The following is a 16,131-nucleotide window of genomic DNA, read 5'->3' on the forward strand; positions in this document are numbered from 1 at the left end:
CGCACCGCAACCAGCGGCGCCGCCAATTCACGACCGTTATTAAGGTGCGGAGTAGACACATGTCGCGCTCGGCCGCACCAAGACCAGCGGGCGTTACGGCGATCTTGACGGTGACGGCGCAACCCTCTGCGCGTCGCCTCCCAAACCCAGGCGCGGCGCTTCAAAAGCTTCTGTTTGTTGCGGGGTCGCGATCGGCAGTGCATGCCGGTAAGGATGGCAAGCGCGATCGCAACAGAGGCTTTTGAATGATTCTCGCCGGTTATAATCCGCTTTATTCGGTGGCGGGCCTCATGATCGGCATGCTGGTCGGCCTGACCGGGGTTGGCGGCGGATCGCTGATGACACCGCTGCTGGTGATCTTGTTCAACTTCCACCCGGTGACCGCGGTTGGCACCGACCTGCTTTACGCCTCCGCCACCAAAACCGTGGGTACGGGGGTTCATGGTCTCAACCGCACGGTCGATTGGCGCGTGGTACGCCTGCTTTCGATCGGGAGCATGCCCGCCACCATCATGACGTTGCTCGTGCTCGGTTTCGCCGGATCGCATTATCAGCAAACCGGAAAAGCAGTGACCGTGATCCTCGGCGTAACGCTGATCCTCACTGCAATCGCCATGGTGTTCCGCCGTGTGATCGTCGCGCGGTTCGCGCCGGTCATGGACCAGATCCAGCCCGGGCGCATCGCTGCGCTGACGATCAGCCTTGGCGTGTTGCTTGGCGTGCTGGTGGCGTTGACCTCGGTGGGTGCGGGCGCCATCGGCATGACGGCACTGCTGGCCTTGTACCCGAAGCTGCCGACCAACCGGCTCGTCGGATCAGACATCGCGCACGCGGTGCCGCTGACGCTCATCGCCGGAATCGGTCACTGGCTGATGGGCGCGGTCGATTTCAGCCTGCTTGGCGCGCTGTTGGTCGGATCGGTGCCCGGCATCATCATCGGCAGCCTGCTGTCAACACGCGTACCGGACGGTGTGCTGCGCGCGATCCTGGCGGTGACGCTCATCATCGTTGGCGCCAAGCTGCTGTTCTAATAGACGGCGCGCCATGGTAGCGCCCAGACTTGGCGCGGGGGCGGAGAGGTTCGTAACGATCATGCGCTTCCAACATCGTGCGGTGCCGATCGTGCTGGCGGCCGTGCTGATCGACACGATCGGCTTCGGCATCGTCATGCCGGTGCTGCCGACGTTGATCGTGCAGTTGAAGGGCGGCAGCCTCGCCGATGCGGCGCGGACCGGTGGAGCGTTGCTGATCGCGTTCGCCGCCGCGCAATTCTTCGCCGGCCCCATCTTCGGCAATCTTGGCGACCGGTTCGGGCGACGGCCGGTGCTGCTGACGGCGATGGTGGCTTTCGCGATCGATTATGCGCTGATGGCGTTCGCGCCGACGATCGGCTGGCTGTTCCTTGGCCGCATTATCGCCGGCGTAGCGGGCGCGATCTACGGCCCCGCGAACGCGGTTCTGGCGGACGTGACGCCGCCGGAGAAACGTGGCGAAACGTTCGGGCTGATGGGCGCGGCGTTCGGTACGGGCTTCATCATCGGCCCCGCGATCGGCGGGTTGCTCGCCGGCTTCGGGCCACGCGCGCCGTTTCTCGTCGCAGGAGCGCTCGCCGTGTTGAACGCGTGCTGGATGGCGGCCGCGATGCCGGAAACGCTCGAGGCCGCCGATCGTCGCCCGTTCGCGTGGCGGCGCGCGAATGCGTTCGGGGCGTTCAAACCGCTCTTCCACGCCGGCGGCGCCGCGCCCTTGCTGATCGTCGCGTTCTGCTGGCAGCTTGGCCAGATGGTCTATCCCGCAACCTGGGCATTCTGGTGCGAGATCCGCTTCGGCTGGAGCCCGCACCTGATCGGCCTGTCGCTCGCGGCTTCGGGCGTGACGATGGCGCTGACGCAGGTGTTCGTCACCGGACGCGCGATCCGCCGCTTTGGCGAGTTGGGCACGGTCATGATCGGCATTTCGGTGGCGGTCGCGACGTTCACTGCGATCACCTTCGCGACGACGGGGTGGATGGTCTTTGCACTGATCGCGCTTGGTTCGCTGACGGGACTGGTATTTCCGGGCATCAACGCCTTGCTGTCGAACGGTGTGGATTCCGCCAATCAGGGCGCGTTGCAAGGCGGCATGGCGAGCCTCGGCAGCGTGGCGGAGGTGATCGGGCCGCTGGCGATGACCCAAACGCTCGCATTCGGAGCGGAGCATGGCGCACCGGGCGCGGCGTTTCTGCTGGCGGCGGCGCTGGCGGCAGTAGCGCTCGCGGTGCTGTGGTGGGGTATTGTTCGGCTGAAGCGACCGACGGTGGCGCAATTTCGTTAGGCGTGACGGCGTGCGCTGGTGATCGAGCCGCGGATGCTACGGCCTTGATCCGCTCACTGCGGGCTGGCCTTCGCACCGCTTGCCCGGCAGCGATCCGAGCAGAACTTCACGTTCTCCCAATCCCGCTCCCACTTCTTGCGCCACGCGAAGGGGCGCTCGCAGGCCACACAAAGTTTGGTTGGAAGATGAGCTTTCTTGTGCGCCATGCCGCTCCAACGCGCGATCGCCCAATTGGGCGCCGACGACAAATTGCGACACTTATCCCCGCCCGCTGACACACCGACGGCACAGGCTTTGTCTAGACCATGCTCGACGATCCGGATCAGCCCGGGTTCAGCGATAAGGGACGACATACCATGAAAAGGCTTTTCCTGGCCGCAGCGCTTTCCGGATCGGTGTTCGCCGGGGTGGCTGGCACGGCGGCGGTGGCGCAGCGCGGCGGTGGCATGATGACGAACGCGGATGCCAACGGCGACGGCATCATCACACACGAGGAATTCGCCGCTCAGGCGGAACAGCGGTTCCAGCGGATGGACGCCAACAACGACGGCAAGCTCTCCGGCGACGAACTGCGTGGCCGCATGGCGGAGCGCGCGCAGGGCGGCGTCATAACCAAGGCGCAGTTCATGGCCGACGCCGACGCGCGCTTTCAGAAGATGGATGCCAATCACGACGGCCGCATCACGCAGGACGAAATGCAGGCGATGATGCAAGCGTTCCGGGATCGCCGCGAGCAGAATGGCGGTCAGCCGGCCGGTGATCGTGCCATGGCCCCGCCCCCTGGCGGCCCACGCGGCGAAGATCGGCTCGAACGGCTCGACACCAATCACGACGGCCGGATCAGTCGCGAGGAGATGCGCGCAGCCTCCGACCGCCGCTTCGACAAGATGGACACCAACCACGACGGTTTTATCGATCAGGCGGAGATGAGCGCCGGTCGGCCGCCGATGCGGGGTGGCGACATGCCACCGCCGGATGCAAGCGCACCGGATCGAGATGCCGGCCAGTAACCCCCGACTGGTCAGGCCTGCCGGGCGGGTACTCCCCCTGCCCGCCCGGCGAACTTGGCAGACTGGAGCATTATGCTAAGCCCCGATCCCATGGGTGACACGCCGCATCTCCTGCTCGTCGACGATGAGCGTTCGATCCGCGAACCGCTCGCGCAGTTTCTCACCAAGCAGGGCTTTCGCGTCACGCAGGCCGGTGACGCCGAAGGCGCGCGGATGCGGATGGCGGCGTATGCGATCGATCTCGTCATCCTCGACATCATGATGCCGGGCGAGGACGGGCTCAGCCTGTGCCGTCACATCCGCGCGACCGGCGACACGCCCGTGATCCTGCTCACCGCCAAGACGGAGGAGACCGACCGCATCGTCGGGTTGGAGATCGGCGCCGACGACTACGTGGTGAAACCGTTTTCCCCGCGCGAACTCACCGCGCGTATCAAGGTGATCCTGCGCCGCGCCGCTGCCGGCGGCGTGCGGCAACACGCGCCCGCTGCTGGCTCGTTCGCCTTTGCCGGATGGGTGCTGAAATCGGGCGAACGCGCGCTGGTCGATCACGACGGCGTGTCGGTGCCGCTGTCGACCGGCGAGTATAACCTGCTCCACGCACTGGTGACGCGCCCGCGCCAGGTTCTGACGCGCGACCAGTTGCTCGATCTGACGCAGGGGCGCGAGGCGGCGGCGTTCGACCGCGCGATCGACAATCAGGTCAGCCGCCTGCGCCGCAAGATCGAAGAAGATCCAAAAAATCCCGAACTCATCAAGACCGTTTGGGGCGGTGGCTACACGCTGGCTGCGGAGGTTACCCGCCTTTGAGGTTCCGCCCGCGCCTGTGGCCGCGCAGCCTGTCGGGTCAGATGGCGCTTGTCATCGCGGTTGCGCTGTTCGTGGCGCAGGCGATCAACTTCGCGCTCATTCTTCAGGAACGTCAACGCGCGCGGATCGAGGGCACTACCGGGCCGGTGGTCGCGCGCATTGCCGACGCGATCGAGCGCAATACGTTTGCCAAGCCTACCCGCTTCGATCGTGGACGCGTGCGGAATGCCGCCAGCTCGCCCGTGTCGCCGACGGGCGAGCATCGCCGCGACATCGAACAAAGTCTGCGGACCGCGCTTGGCGAAGCCGGTTTAAACACCGGACGCGTTGAAACGGAAGTACATCGGTTCGTGCCGGACGACTTCCGCCTGCGCTACACAGGTAAGGAGCGCCGCGAACGTTTCCGCCGCGCGGGTGGCGAGTTGATGATCGCCGTCGAACGGCCGGGTAAGGACTGGCTGGTGCTGTCGGTGCCGTGGTTCGGCGGCAACGACTGGATCTTCTGGCGGCTGATCTGGCAAACGGTGATTCTCTACATCGTCGTGCTGGTGCCAGTGCTGGTTGCCGCGCGGCAGATTTCCAAGCCGCTGCGCACACTCGCCGTCGCGGCGCGCGGGTTTCGCCCCGGCGGATCGGTCGACGCGCTCGCTGAAGCCGGGCCGCAGGACGTGCGCGACGTCATCGCCGCATTCAACGCGCTGCGGCTGCGGGTTACCGCCATGCTGGACGAGAAGGACCGGATGCTCGGGGCGATCGGGCACGATCTGCGCACACCGCTTGCGGCCTTGAGGGTTCGCATTGAGTCCGTCGATGACGATACCGACCGGCTGCGCATGGCCGAGACCATCGCCGAGATGAATCGCATGCTCGACGATATCCTCTCGCTCGCGCGGCTTGGGCGGCCGAGCGAACCCCTTACCGAAGTCGATCTGGCTGCGCTGGTCGAGGCGGTGGTCGACGATTTCCTCGATCTCGGCGAGGATGTCGCGTTCGAGGAGCGCGCGCGGCTGCGGATGCGGCTGCGCCCGTCGCTGATGCGGCGGGCTTTGCGCAACCTCATCGAGAATGCGCTGAAGTACGGCAGCGAGGTGGAGGTGCAGCTTGCCGAACAACCCGATCAGGTTCGCATCATCGTGTGCGATCGCGGTCCCGGCATCCCCGAGGATCGCCTGAACGACGTTTTCGAGGCGTTCACCCGGCTCGAAAACTCGCGCAACAAGGATACCGGAGGGATTGGGCTCGGCCTTGCGCTCGCGCGTGCGATCGTGCGCGAGGCGGGCGGCGACATTCTACTCGCCAACCGGGTCGGCGGCGGATTAGCGGCGACCATCACGTTGCGGCGCTAAACACCCCACGAGTCGCCATGCTGGCGGTTAGGAAGGCCTGGGCGTGAAGCTGGCGGGATGGACGTCGACACCCACGATCAGGCGGCGAGCGCACTCTTCTGGCGCGGGCCGGCCACACTGAAACTGTCGTCGAGCCGGTTCCGATCGGTGCGGCGGCGCAGCTTCTCGGCGATGACGCGGCCGATCAGTTCATGGTCGGCCCGGAAATAGATGACACCGTTCATAGCGGTACTCCCTCATGGCGATGGGCGAACCTCCTACTCACCTCATCGACGATACTGCACGTTTTAACGCTAAGACTGAAGTATTGTTCCACCTCCGGTCCTCAATCGCGGTGAGTCGAGGGCGGGGTGACGAATGCTGCGCTGCATGATAAGCGCTGCGCCATGCTGAATATCAACGGTATCACGGTGCGCCTCGGTGGGCGGACGATCCTCGACAATGCGTCCGCGGCGCTTCCCGGCAAGAGCCGCGTCGGGCTGATCGGCCGCAACGGCGCCGGCAAGTCGACACTGATGAAGGTGATGATCGGCTCGATCGACCCCGACAACGGCGAGATCGAGATGCCGCGCAAGACGCGCATCGGCTATCTGAAGCAGGACGCGCCGCAGGGCACCGCCACGCCGGTAGAAACCGTGCTCGCCGCCGATGTCGAACGCGCGTCGCTGCTGACTGAATCCGAAACGTGCGAGGATGCCGACCGCCTCGGCGAAATCTACGAGCGGCTGGGCGCGATCGATGCCTATACCGCGCCGTCGCGCGCCTCCTCGATCCTGGTCGGGCTCGGCTTCGACGAGGAGATGCAGAACCGCCCGCTCGACAGCTATTCGGGCGGCTGGAAGATGCGCGTCGCGCTCGCCGCGCTGCTGTTCTCCGAGCCCGATCTGCTGCTGCTCGACGAGCCGTCGAACCATCTCGATCTCGAAGCGACCTTGTGGCTGGAGAACTTCCTCAAGTCCTACCCCAACATGATGGTCGTCATCAGCCACGAGCGCGATCTGCTCAACAACGTGGTCGACACGATCCTTCACGTCGAGGGCGGGCGCGTCGCGATGTATTCGGGCAATTACGACAGCTTCGAACGGCAACGCGCCGAACGCGCCGCGCAATTGGCGGCCGCGAAGGCGTCGCAAGACGCGCAGCGTGCGAAGCTGCAGGAATATATCGCCAAGAATTCCGCGCGCGCCTCCACCGCGAAACAGGCCCAGTCGCGCCAGAAGATGCTCGCCAAGATGCAGCCGATCGCGTCGATGGCGGAAGATCCCACGCTGTCTTTCGAGTTCCCCAGCCCCGACGAGCTGAAGCCGCCGCTCATCACGCTCGACATGGCGGCGGTTGGCTATAACGAAAAGCCGATCCTCCAGCGCCTCAACCTGCGGCTCGATCCCGATGATCGCGTCGCGCTGCTCGGGCGCAATGGCAACGGCAAGACCACGCTCGCCCGCCTGCTCGCCGCCCAGCTTGCCCCGCTCGACGGTGGCATGACCTCCAGCGGCAAAATGCGCGTCGGCTACTTCACCCAGTATCAGGTCGAGGAACTCGACGGCAACGACACGCCGCTGGAAACCATGGTGCGCGTGATGCCGGGCAAGACCCCGGCGGCAGTGCGCGCGCAGCTCGGCCGGTTCGGCTTTCAGGGCGACAAGGCCGTTACCAAGGTCGGCAAATTGTCGGGCGGCGAACGCGCCCGCCTCGCACTCGCGCTCATCACCCGCGACGCCCCGCACATGCTGATCCTCGACGAGCCGACCAACCACTTGGACGTCGATGCGCGCGAGGCGCTGGTGCAGGCGCTCAACGCCTATGACGGCGCGGTCATCCTCGTCAGCCACGATCGCCACATGGTCGAGTTGACCGCCGACCGGCTGGTGCTGGTCGATGGCGGCACGGCACGCGAATATAACGGCAGCATGGAGGATTATATCGCCTTCGTGCTGGCCGGCGATCCGACGAGCGGCGAAGGTGCCAAGAAGGCCAAGCCGGTCGACAAGGCCGCCGACGAGGCGCGCCGTCAGGCCGACGCGCTCAAGAAGCGCGCACACGAGGCGGAGGCGCTCGTCGCCAAGCTGACCCGCCAGCGCGATGCAATCGACCGCGCGATCGCCGATCCGTCGGCGGCGGAGCCCTGGCTGGCGCGGATGAACGAACATGCGCGCAAGAAGGAGCACGCGACGGTTTCGAAGAAGCTGGAAGCCGCCGAGGCGGTGTGGTTCGAGATCAGCGAATCGCTGGAGGGGATCGCGGCGTAACACCCGCCTCCTTTTGGATGAACCTCCGGGAGACACGCATGACGGCCGCCACCCCCCGCATCCTCGTCGATGGCGATGCCTGCCCGGTCAAGGACGAGATCTACAAGGTCGCCTACCGCCGCGAAGTCCCGGTGGTGATCGTCAGCAACAGCCACTTCCGTATTCCGCAGCACCCGCTGGTCAGCCGCGTGGTGGTGTCGGACGGGTTCGACGCCGCCGATGACTGGATCGCCGAACAGGCCGATGCCTCCGCGATCGTCGTCACCGCCGACATCCTGCTCGCCGATCGCGCGCTGAAGGCGGGCGCGACGGTGCTCGCCCCCACCGGCAAGCCGTTCACCGCCAGCTCGATCGGCGGGGCGATTGCCACCCGTGCGATCATGGCGGATCTGCGCGCCGGCGGCGACGTGATCGGCGGCCCAGCACCCTTCGCCAAGACCGACCGTTCGCGCTTCCTGCAAGCGCTCGACACCGCGCTGGTGAAGCTCGCCCGGTGAGTGCCGATCTTGCCATCCGGACGCGCCGCGCCGCCTTCAACCGCGCGCTGGCGGAAGCGAACCTTGCCGCGATCGGACCTTTGCTGGCAGCGGACGTGATCCTCATTACCGGCACCGACAGCGCCGTCATCTCTGGTCGCAAGGCGCAGCTCGCGGCATGGAAACGCGAGTTCGCGGCGCCCTCGCGGACGATCTATATTCGCACGCCCGACACGGTCGTCGCCTCGTCCGTCGAACCGATCGCGCTCGAACATGGCCATTGGCAAGGCGCCGTTGCGGGCACCGTGGTGGCGTCCGGTGCCTACTCCGCCAAGTGGCGTGCGACAGCCGGTGCGTGGGTCTTGGAGGCGGAGATCTACCTCACGCTTGCCTGAGGCCGACATAGCCGAAGAGCTAGTCCGATCCCGTTGCAACGAGCGCGAAAAGCCTGCGGTCTGACATAGGTGCAAGAACAGGCGGCTACGGTGATCCCGCGAGCTTGCCGGAAAACATCGGCAACCGTTTTAATCAGGGTGTCTGGCGATGACAGGAAGACTGCGCCTTGCGGAGTACGCGGGCGGCAACTTGAACTTCACGCGCTGAACGCATCCCCGCTGCCCGGTGGCGCCCTCTGCCACGTGGGCGTTCATGAAGGCATCGCGCGCTACGGCACCGAACATTTCATCCGGTTCCGACAGAAGCACCTTTACGTTCCCGACCGCACCCCACGGTGCCGTGTCGTAACCGACGATCGCCACCCCTTCGATCCGACGCCGCGCGAACGGCGTTGGATAAGCGCTTCCGTTTAGCAGGCCGGAAATCGACTTCGGGTCGATCATGCATCCGGGTTGATCTGCTAGACCGCCAGGTGCGTCGGCAGGTAAGTCGGGCGCAGGATGTTCGGTCACGTCCGACAGGTGGAAGTGGTACGTGCAGCCGCGGTAGCCAGGCCCGGGCACATAGCGGTTCGCAAGCAAGGCATGGCGCCCCGCTGCGTCCAGTTCTGCATCGCCGGATGTTCCAAGAACACGCACATCGGCCGGCTTGCCGCGGGCATCGACGTCAAAGGCAAAGAACACCCAAGCCGGATCGCCGGAAATTGGCCGCATTCTTTCGAACGCCGGCAGGTTCAGCCGGCGGTATTGGCCCGGTTCCCGGGGGCAGGTTGATCCCGCAGGTCGCACCCGCTCGTACAGGCTTGGCGCGTTCCCCGCTGGCTCGGGCCGGCTTGCCAGTTCGTACAGGTCCGAAATGGCCGCCGTTTCGATTGGATCAAATGACGCTTTATAGCGAATGGAGCATCTGTCGTGTGGGGCGCCGGCAGGAAAATGCGATGCGGCAAGAGAGGGCGCGAGATCGCTCGCGTCGAAATAATAGGCTGGTGGCGGAGTAGCATCGCGCCGGATCGTGCGCGCGCGCCCTTGCCCGTCGATCGCGAAATCGAACTGGTAGGTCGGCGGCGGTGCCGCATCGGAAACGGAACCGTACCGCGTCCAGACAGTCGTCCGCGGCCGGACAAGACCACCAGTCGCGACGGGACCGTCAGCGCAAGAGATTTGCTCGGCCTTGAAAGAAACGATCTCCGCGCGAGAATAGCCCGGCGGGGCCGGCGGGGCAGGAACGCTGAGTGAGGCGAGCAACGCGACAAGCATGCCTTGATCTCCGATCAACGTAGCTCGAGTCGTCCCGCTACAGTTCGAAGTTTAGCGCGCGCATCGCCGCTCGTGAATGGCTTGAGATGGTGGGAGCGGACGGACGGCTTACAGGATTTCCGACTTCCTAAGCGGACGTTTCCTGTGGATCAAAGCGGCATTCCCATGGGCCAGTCGAACCTCGAAGCGCCGTAGCTCCCGCCCGGCATCATGATCTCCTAACCTCGCAGCCTTGTTGAGCCAGTGTCGATAACCTCGTAGGTCATTCTGGTTGAACGCGTCCATAGCCAAATGCTGTGCACCAACAGGATTGCCACGGCGATATGCCGCGTAAGCTAGGCCGCTTTGGCTGAACCGATTTGCAATGCGACCACCCTCCCCCAGTTCGTTTCCCAACTCCACCATGGCATCCGTGTCGCCGCTTAGTGCCAGATGCCACAAAATAGGCATCCGGTGGCCGATCCGGTTGCTGTCTCGAATGCCCCAGTAACGTGCCCATAATCGATCGGCCTTGCTCATCCGAACAGCATGACGCCGTGAACAAACGTCTGCAATCAGGTTAACGTTTTGATGAAGTCGATGTCCGCTTTTGAACGGCATCAGTCTCTAAACGGATCATCAACGAACGATCATCCTGGTACGTGCGCACCTTCTGCAGCCCACTTTGCGCACGGCGCAAAACCGGATAGCATTGGCGCCATGGTTCCAGCTCTTTTCGTACTCGCAGCCGCCGCGCCAGCATCGCTCCCCATCCCCGCTCCGATCCTCACCACGCCGCAAGCGCGGGACACGCTGTCCTTTGCGCAACCTGAAACGGCGCGCGTCACGCATGTCGATCTCGATCTCACCGCCGACTTCGCCACGCAGCGCCTGAGCGGAACCGCCACGCTCGACATCCTCGCCAAACCGGGCGCCGACCGGATCGTGTTGGACGACGACGGGCTCGTCATCGCCCGCATCACAGACACCAACGGCCATGCGCTGCCGTATACCGTCGGCGCGAGCGTACCGGAAAAAGGCGCGCCGCTCACCGTTCGCATCGGCGCGGCGCGGCGGATCATCGTCACCTACACGTCCGCGCCGAAAGCGAGCGCGCTGCAATGGCTGCCGCCTGCGCTCACCGCCGGCAAGTCAAAGCCGTTCCTGTTCAGCCAGGGCGAGCCGACCAACAACCGGAGCTGGATCCCCACGCAGGACAGTCCCGGTATCCGGCAGACCTGGTCCGCGCACATCACCGTCCCCGCCAGCATGATGGCAGTGATGAGCGCAAACCGCCTCACGCCCGAGGGCGAGCCGGCGGACAAGGGCGAGAAGCGCTTCGCGTTCGACATGCCGCACGCGGTGCCGCCGTATCTGATCGCGCTCGCGGTCGGGGATCTCGCGTTCAAGCCGCTAGGTCCCACCACCGGAATCTATGCCGAACCCGCCACGCTGGCACGCGCCGCCGCCGAACTCGACGATACGCAGAAGATGGTGACGGCGGCGAGTGCGCTGTACGGGCCGTATCGCTGGGGTCGCTACGACATCCTGATGCTGCCGCCGTCGTTTCCCTACGGCGGTATGGAGAATCCCACCCTCACCTTCGCCACGCCGACGATCCTGACCGGCGACAAGTCAAACGTCGACGTGATCGCGCACGAACTCGCGCATAGCTGGTCGGGCAATCTGGTCACCAACGCGACCTGGTCGGACGTTTGGCTGAACGAGGGTTTCACCACCTACTTCGAAAACCGCATCGACGAAGCGGTGTACGGAAAGGAGCGCGCGGCAACGCTGGCGGATCTGAGTTGGGATAACCTGCAGCGGGATCTGAAGGGTGCCGGTGGACCGGATGCCGCTTCGACACGCCTGCATGGCGACCCGAACGGCACCTACGGCGAGCTCGATTACAACAAGGGCGCGACCTTCCTGCGCACCATCGAGTACCGCGTTGGACGGGCGAAATGGGACGCGTATCTGCGCAGCTATTTCGATCGTCACGCTTTCCAGCCGCAGACGACCGCCGGCTTCCTTGCCGATCTGCGCGCCAATCTGATCCACGGCGATGCCGCGCTGGAGAAAGACCTGCAACTCGACCGCTGGGCCTATCAACCGGGCCTGCCCGACAATGCCGTCCATGTCCGTTCAGCGACTCTTGCGGCGATCGACACGAAGCTCGCCGCGTTCGACGCCGGTGCGCCGGCGACGTCGATCGATACGTCGAAATGGAGCACGCAGGAGTGGCTGCGCTTCCTGAACGGGCTGCCGCGCAAGCAGTCGCCCGCCCGGCTCGCCGAAATGGATTCGGCGTGGGGCCTGTCCAGATCGCCGAGCGCCTATATCGGCTTTGCGTGGTTCAGCCTTGCGATCTCCAATCACTACGACCCGGTGGTGCCGGCCTTGGATTATTATCTCCACACGATCGGACGCGGGCTGTTCGTGTTCCCACTGTACCGTGGGCTGATAGCGCAAGGCCCATGGGGTCAACCGATCGCTCGCCGCATCTTCGCGACCGCGCGCGCAACCTATCACCCAACGGTTGCCGCCGCACTCGACAGCATCATCACCAAACCGTCTTGATGAGACCCTGTCCATAACCGCCGCAGAGTACCGTGGCAGCCGATTTGCGTACACTTAGCGAACCCTGCAGGCGCCTCGGGCCTGGGCCACTTCAAGTCTTCGGCTTTGGTGCGGGCGGTCGGGGTCGAACCGACACTCCTTTCGGAACGGGATTTTGAGTCCCGCGCGTCTACCAATTTCACCACGCCCGCAAGGCAACCGGCTTAGCCGGACAGCGAAGCGCGGCCTATATGCAAAGCTGGCGCGGATTTCCAGAGCCAATCGAAAGATCGTGACGCTTACGTGCGTCATCGAGCGCGGCGGACGATCACCTCGCAATCATCGCTGAACTCATATTGTGCAACTGCGAACGCGATCTTCGCATTTGTCACGGCACCCTCGGCCGATCATATCGCCGGTGACGTCGCAATGCAGCAAACTCAGAGGTCTAAGATGTTCACGCTTGTCTACCTGCTGCTCTCGATGCGGAGCAAAAACGTGGTCGATGCACCTACCGCCGCCAACGATGCCGAAGCGCGGCAGGTTGCCCGCGCGGCCTGAACGTCTGTTCGGACGGCAGCTTTGAGTATCGGCAGGGCTGCAAGTATTTCGGCGCGGTTATCTAGCCGAAGTCCGAACGTCGCTCTGACAGCAGCAAAGTCGACGTAGCGGAGGCATACAGCTTGTCATCCGCCCCAAGTAGCTTCGCCTCGGTATAGGCGACCCGCTTGCCGATCGACAATAACCGACCGACCGCGCGCACTTCACCGGACCGTGCGGTCAACGCGGAATGGTAGCTGATCTTGATCTCCAGCGTGACGCAATTCATCGCGACAGCGGTGGCGCTGCTTGCGGCGAGACCGCAGGCGGAATCGAGCAGCGTCGCCGCAAAGCCGCCGTGCACGATGCCGAGCGGGTTGTAATGCAATCCGCTCGGCGTAGCGGTAAAGACGACGTAGCCGTGATCGACTTCGGCAAGGTCGATGTCGAGCAATTCCATCATCGGCGGGCGTTCGCCGGCCGCGATCATCGCGCGTATCTCGTCCAGCCCGCTCATGCACACGCCTCCTGATACTGCGCGATCAGCGTTGCGCACAGCGCGCGCGCCGGCTGTACCGCCTGCGCCGCGCCGACGCCGTGCCCCGCCGACCAGATCGACTTCCAAGCGCGGGCTTCCTCGGCAAGCGACAGGCCGCCGTGCGCGCCCGGCAGGGTCGCGGCGTCGAGGCTGGGCTTGAGGAAATTGGCGGCAACGCCGGTTACGCGGTCGGTATGGACGATATCGGCGGCGCGCGCACCGAGCATCATCGCCTTTTGCGCGTCGCTTGCCATGCTCTCCTCTGCCACGATGAAATGGGAGCCGAGATAGGCGAGATCGGCGCCCATCATCCGCGCGGCGGCGATGTGCCGCCCCTCGGTAATCGCGCCTGCCAACGCGAGCGGTCCGGCGAAGAACGACCGGATTTCCGCAACCAAGGCGAACGGGCTGAGCGTGCCGGCATGACCGCCCGCACCCGCGCACACCGCGATCAGCCCGTCCGCACCGGCGGCGATCGCCTTCTCCGCATGGCGGACGTTGATGACGTCATGCAGCACGATGCCGCCGTAAGAATGCACCGCGGCAACGATATCGGGCACCGCGCCGAGCGAGGTGATAACCACCGGCACCTTGTGCGCGACGATGCGGGCGAGATCGGCCTCAAGCCGCGTGTTGCTCTTGTGGACGATGAGATTGACCCCGAACGGCGCGGCCGCCCCGTCGAGCCGTGCCGCGATCTCGTCCAGCCAGCGATCGAGGTCTTCACCCGTCCGCGCGTTGAGCGCCGGAAACGTGCCGAGCAGCCCCGCCGAGCAGCACGCCACCACCAGTTCCACGCCTGAGACGAGGAACATCGGCGCGACCATCGCCGGGATGGCGAGCCGCTCGACCAGGGTTGCAGGAAGGCTCAGAACGCCTCCGCGTCGAGCGCCATCATCGATTTCTTGCCCGCCTTGATCTGGAGGAACAGGGCGGCGGTCTGTGGCAGGATGCGTTCGTAGAAGAACGTGGCGGTCTTGATCTTGGCGTCGTAGAACGCCTTGTCCTCCGCGCCGAACATCAGCTTCAACGCCGACAACTTGGTCGCCTTGGCATAGCAATAGGCGATCGCTACCAGCCCCAGCAGCCGCAGGTAATCGGTCGAGGCAGCACCCGCTTCCTCGGGGTCGGCCAGCCCGCGCTGTGCGATCGTCGCGGTGGAAAGCTGCAACGCCCCGAACGCGCGGGCGAGGCCGTCGACCATCGGCTTGAGCGGTCCCTCGCCGCTATTTTCCTCGATGAACTGCGACACGGGGTGGAAGAAGCTGCGGAGGTACCGCCCGGTATGCGCGCCGAGCTTGCGCCCGACCAGATCAAGCGCCTGGATGCCGTTGGTGCCCTCGTAGATCATCGCAATCCGCGCATCGCGAGCATATTGCTCCACGCCGCTTTCGCGGATGTAGCCGTGGCCGCCATAGCATTGCACCGCGAGGTGCGCGCTTTCATGGCCGAGATCGGTGAACAGCGCCTTCACCACCGGCGTCATCAACGCGACGAAATCCTCCGCGCGCTGCCGCACCTCGGGATTGGGCGAGTGTTTCTCCGCATCGAGTGCGCGCGACACCCAAGCGGACAGCGCGCGGCACCCTTCGTTATAGGCGCGCATCGTCATCAACATGCGGCGCACATCGGGGTGAACGATGATTGGATCGGCGGCGCCGTCCGGGTTCTTGACGCCCGACAGCGCGCGGCCCTGCAAGCGGTCCTTGGCGTAATAGACCGCCGCCTGATACGCCGCCTCGCCGACGCCGAGGCCTTGGATGCCGACCGAGACGCGTTCGGTGTTCATCATCGTGAACATCGCCGCCATGCCCTTGTTCGGCTCGCCGACCAGCCAGCCGGTCGAATCCTCGAAATTCATCTGGCAGGTGGCGGACGCCTTGAGGCCCATCTTGTGCTCGATATTGGCGCACAGCACGGCGTTCGACGGGCCGACCGAGCCGTCGTCCTTGGGTAGATACTTGGGCACCAGGAACAGACTGATCCCCTTCACGCCCTTGGGCGCATCGGGCAACCGCGCCAGCACGAGGTGGACGATGTTCTCGGTCAGGTCGTGCTCGCCCGCCGAGATGAAGATCTTCGACCCGGCAATACGATAGCTGCCATCGTCCTGCGGCACCGCGCGGGTGCGCAGCAGGCCGAGATCGGTGCCGCAATGCGCCTCGGTCAGGCACATCGTGCCCGACCATTTGCCGCTGACCATGTTGGGCAGATAGGCCTGTTTGAGGTCTTCGCTGGCATAGCCCATGATCGCCGTGGTCGCGCCGGCGGTAAGGCCGGGATACAGGCCGAACGACAGGTTGGCCGAACAGCTCATCTCCTCGACCAGCTTGTTGAGCGCCTCGGGCAAGCCCTGCCCGCCCCACTGCGGATCGGCGGCAAGCGAGGTCCAGCCGCTGTCGGCGAACTGCTGGTACGCTTGCCTGAAGCCCTCGGGCGTTCGCACGACGCCGTTTTCGTAGTGGCAGCCCTCCTCATCTCCCGACCGGTTAAGCGGTGCGAGTATCTCGCGGCTGAACCGCGCGGCCTCTTCCAGCACGGCATCGGTCAGATCGGGCGTGAACTCGGCGAGCGCGGGGATGTCGCCGAAGCCGTCGTCGGTGTGCAGCTCGTTGAGGACGAAGCGCATGTCGCGCAAAGGGGCGTCATAGACTTGCAT

16 protein-coding genes and 1 tRNA gene are annotated in these 16,131 nt (G+C 65.0%); 9 read left to right on the plus strand and 8 right to left on the minus strand.

Annotated features, from left to right (window positions below):
• Positions 1 to 245 precede the first annotated feature (245 nt).
• Positions 246 to 1,031 (plus strand): sulfite exporter TauE/SafE family protein, encoded by a 786-nt coding sequence (locus tag OXR00_RS05310; RefSeq protein ID WP_242146897.1) that lies wholly within the window; start codon positions 246 to 248, stop codon positions 1,029 to 1,031.
• A 13-nt stretch (positions 1,032 to 1,044) separates the two neighbouring features.
• Positions 1,045 to 2,313: an MFS transporter gene (locus OXR00_RS05315; RefSeq protein ID WP_267387000.1), complete on the plus strand. Its 1,269-nt coding sequence runs from the start codon at positions 1,045 to 1,047 to the stop codon at positions 2,311 to 2,313.
• A 53-nt stretch (positions 2,314 to 2,366) separates the two neighbouring features.
• Here OXR00_RS05315 and OXR00_RS05320 read toward each other — a convergent pair whose 3' ends face one another.
• Complete coding sequence (locus tag OXR00_RS05320) at positions 2,367 to 2,519, minus strand: DUF2256 domain-containing protein (protein ID WP_242146901.1); 153 nt, start codon at positions 2,517 to 2,519, stop codon at positions 2,367 to 2,369.
• Between the two features lie 150 nt (positions 2,520 to 2,669).
• Between OXR00_RS05320 and OXR00_RS05325 the strand changes: the two genes are divergently transcribed.
• From OXR00_RS05325 to OXR00_RS05335, 3 genes are all read left to right on the plus strand, one after another.
• On the plus strand, positions 2,670 to 3,323 hold the full coding sequence (locus OXR00_RS05325; protein WP_267387001.1) for an EF-hand domain-containing protein: 654 nt from the start codon (positions 2,670 to 2,672) through the stop codon (positions 3,321 to 3,323).
• A 90-nt stretch (positions 3,324 to 3,413) separates the two neighbouring features.
• Positions 3,414 to 4,133, plus strand: coding sequence for a response regulator (locus tag OXR00_RS05330; RefSeq protein WP_242146905.1), 720 nt, complete (start codon positions 3,414 to 3,416; stop codon positions 4,131 to 4,133).
• 41 nt (positions 4,134 to 4,174) lie between these two features.
• Entirely contained in the window at positions 4,175 to 5,479 is a 1,305-nt protein-coding gene (locus OXR00_RS05335) for a HAMP domain-containing sensor histidine kinase (protein ID WP_267387154.1), read from the plus strand.
• A gap of 77 nt (positions 5,480 to 5,556) precedes the next feature.
• On the opposite strand, the gene OXR00_RS05340 is transcribed toward OXR00_RS05335, so the two are convergent.
• Entirely contained in the window at positions 5,557 to 5,703 is a 147-nt protein-coding gene (locus tag OXR00_RS05340) for a hypothetical protein (protein WP_267387002.1), read from the minus strand.
• Between the two features lie 162 nt (positions 5,704 to 5,865).
• Here OXR00_RS05340 and OXR00_RS05345 point away from each other — a divergent pair, with 162 nt between their 5' ends.
• The 3 genes from OXR00_RS05345 to OXR00_RS05355 are packed head-to-tail and all read left to right on the plus strand — an operon-like array spanning position 5,866 to position 8,599.
• Positions 5,866 to 7,728: an ATP-binding cassette domain-containing protein gene (locus OXR00_RS05345; protein ID WP_267387003.1), complete on the plus strand. Its 1,863-nt coding sequence runs from the start codon at positions 5,866 to 5,868 to the stop codon at positions 7,726 to 7,728.
• Positions 7,729 to 7,766: 38 nt separating this feature from the next.
• A complete protein-coding gene (locus OXR00_RS05350; protein WP_267387004.1) occupies positions 7,767 to 8,225 on the plus strand; it encodes a YaiI/YqxD family protein in 459 nt (152 codons plus the stop codon).
• Positions 8,222 to 8,599 (plus strand): nuclear transport factor 2 family protein, encoded by a 378-nt coding sequence (locus tag OXR00_RS05355; protein WP_267387006.1) that lies wholly within the window; start codon positions 8,222 to 8,224, stop codon positions 8,597 to 8,599. The genes OXR00_RS05350 and OXR00_RS05355 overlap by 4 nt, the downstream gene beginning before the upstream one ends.
• A 129-nt stretch (positions 8,600 to 8,728) precedes the next feature.
• Here the strand turns inward: OXR00_RS05355 and OXR00_RS05360 are convergent, their stop codons facing one another.
• Positions 8,729 to 9,856, minus strand: coding sequence for an energy transducer TonB (locus OXR00_RS05360; RefSeq protein ID WP_267387007.1), 1,128 nt, complete (start codon positions 9,854 to 9,856; stop codon positions 8,729 to 8,731).
• A 108-nt stretch (positions 9,857 to 9,964) separates the two neighbouring features.
• A complete protein-coding gene (locus tag OXR00_RS05365) occupies positions 9,965 to 10,375 on the minus strand; it encodes a hypothetical protein (protein ID WP_267387008.1) in 411 nt (136 codons plus the stop codon).
• A 180-nt stretch (positions 10,376 to 10,555) separates the two neighbouring features.
• Here OXR00_RS05365 and OXR00_RS05370 point away from each other — a divergent pair, with 180 nt between their 5' ends.
• On the plus strand, positions 10,556 to 12,415 hold the full coding sequence (locus tag OXR00_RS05370; protein WP_267387009.1) for a M1 family metallopeptidase: 1,860 nt from the start codon (positions 10,556 to 10,558) through the stop codon (positions 12,413 to 12,415).
• Between the two features lie 106 nt (positions 12,416 to 12,521).
• Here the strand turns inward: OXR00_RS05370 and OXR00_RS05375 are convergent.
• The 4 genes from OXR00_RS05375 to OXR00_RS05390 all read right to left on the minus strand — a co-directional run bounded on the left by OXR00_RS05375 (position 12,522) and on the right by OXR00_RS05390 (position 16,131).
• Positions 12,522 to 12,606 (minus strand) — tRNA-Leu (locus OXR00_RS05375).
• A gap of 410 nt (positions 12,607 to 13,016) precedes the next feature.
• A complete protein-coding gene (locus tag OXR00_RS05380; protein WP_267387010.1) occupies positions 13,017 to 13,451 on the minus strand; it encodes a PaaI family thioesterase in 435 nt (144 codons plus the stop codon).
• Positions 13,448 to 14,344, minus strand: a complete 897-nt coding sequence (locus OXR00_RS05385) for a nitronate monooxygenase (protein ID WP_267387155.1) — start codon at positions 14,342 to 14,344, stop codon at positions 13,448 to 13,450. The genes OXR00_RS05380 and OXR00_RS05385 overlap by 4 nt, the downstream gene beginning before the upstream one ends.
• A complete protein-coding gene (locus OXR00_RS05390) occupies positions 14,341 to 16,131 on the minus strand; it encodes an acyl-CoA dehydrogenase C-terminal domain-containing protein (RefSeq protein ID WP_267387011.1) in 1,791 nt (596 codons plus the stop codon). The genes OXR00_RS05385 and OXR00_RS05390 overlap by 4 nt, the downstream gene beginning before the upstream one ends.

It is taken from the genome of Sphingomonas sp. GC_Shp_3, from assembly GCF_026540945.1.
In the GTDB taxonomy this organism is placed as follows: domain Bacteria; phylum Pseudomonadota; class Alphaproteobacteria; order Sphingomonadales; family Sphingomonadaceae; genus Sphingomonas.

What these genes read in the sequence shown, in the direction of transcription:
- OXR00_RS05310 (WP_242146897.1), top strand. Translation starts at nt 246, where the DNA reads ATGATTCTCGCCGGTTATAATCCGCTTTATTCGGTGGCGGGCCTCATG.
- OXR00_RS05315 (WP_267387000.1), top strand. Translation starts at nt 1,045, where the DNA reads ATGGTAGCGCCCAGACTTGGCGCGGGGGCGGAGAGGTTCGTAACGATC.
- OXR00_RS05320 (WP_242146901.1), bottom strand. Translation starts at nt 2,519, where the DNA reads ATGGCGCACAAGAAAGCTCATCTTCCAACCAAACTTTGTGTGGCCTGC.
- OXR00_RS05325 (WP_267387001.1), top strand. Translation starts at nt 2,670, where the DNA reads ATGAAAAGGCTTTTCCTGGCCGCAGCGCTTTCCGGATCGGTGTTCGCC.
- OXR00_RS05330 (WP_242146905.1), top strand. Translation starts at nt 3,414, where the DNA reads ATGGGTGACACGCCGCATCTCCTGCTCGTCGACGATGAGCGTTCGATC.
- OXR00_RS05335 (WP_267387154.1), top strand. Translation starts at nt 4,175, where the DNA reads ATGGCGCTTGTCATCGCGGTTGCGCTGTTCGTGGCGCAGGCGATCAAC.
- OXR00_RS05340 (WP_267387002.1), bottom strand. Translation starts at nt 5,703, where the DNA reads ATGAACGGTGTCATCTATTTCCGGGCCGACCATGAACTGATCGGCCGC.
- OXR00_RS05345 (WP_267387003.1), top strand. Translation starts at nt 5,866, where the DNA reads ATGCTGAATATCAACGGTATCACGGTGCGCCTCGGTGGGCGGACGATC.
- OXR00_RS05350 (WP_267387004.1), top strand. Translation starts at nt 7,767, where the DNA reads ATGACGGCCGCCACCCCCCGCATCCTCGTCGATGGCGATGCCTGCCCG.
- OXR00_RS05360 (WP_267387007.1), bottom strand. Translation starts at nt 9,856, where the DNA reads ATGCTTGTCGCGTTGCTCGCCTCACTCAGCGTTCCTGCCCCGCCGGCC.
- OXR00_RS05365 (WP_267387008.1), bottom strand. Translation starts at nt 10,375, where the DNA reads ATGAGCAAGGCCGATCGATTATGGGCACGTTACTGGGGCATTCGAGAC.
- OXR00_RS05370 (WP_267387009.1), top strand. Translation starts at nt 10,556, where the DNA reads ATGGTTCCAGCTCTTTTCGTACTCGCAGCCGCCGCGCCAGCATCGCTC.
- OXR00_RS05380 (WP_267387010.1), bottom strand. Translation starts at nt 13,451, where the DNA reads ATGAGCGGGCTGGACGAGATACGCGCGATGATCGCGGCCGGCGAACGC.
- OXR00_RS05390 (WP_267387011.1), bottom strand. Translation starts at nt 16,131, where the DNA reads ATGCAAGTCTATGACGCCCCTTTGCGCGACATGCGCTTCGTCCTCAAC.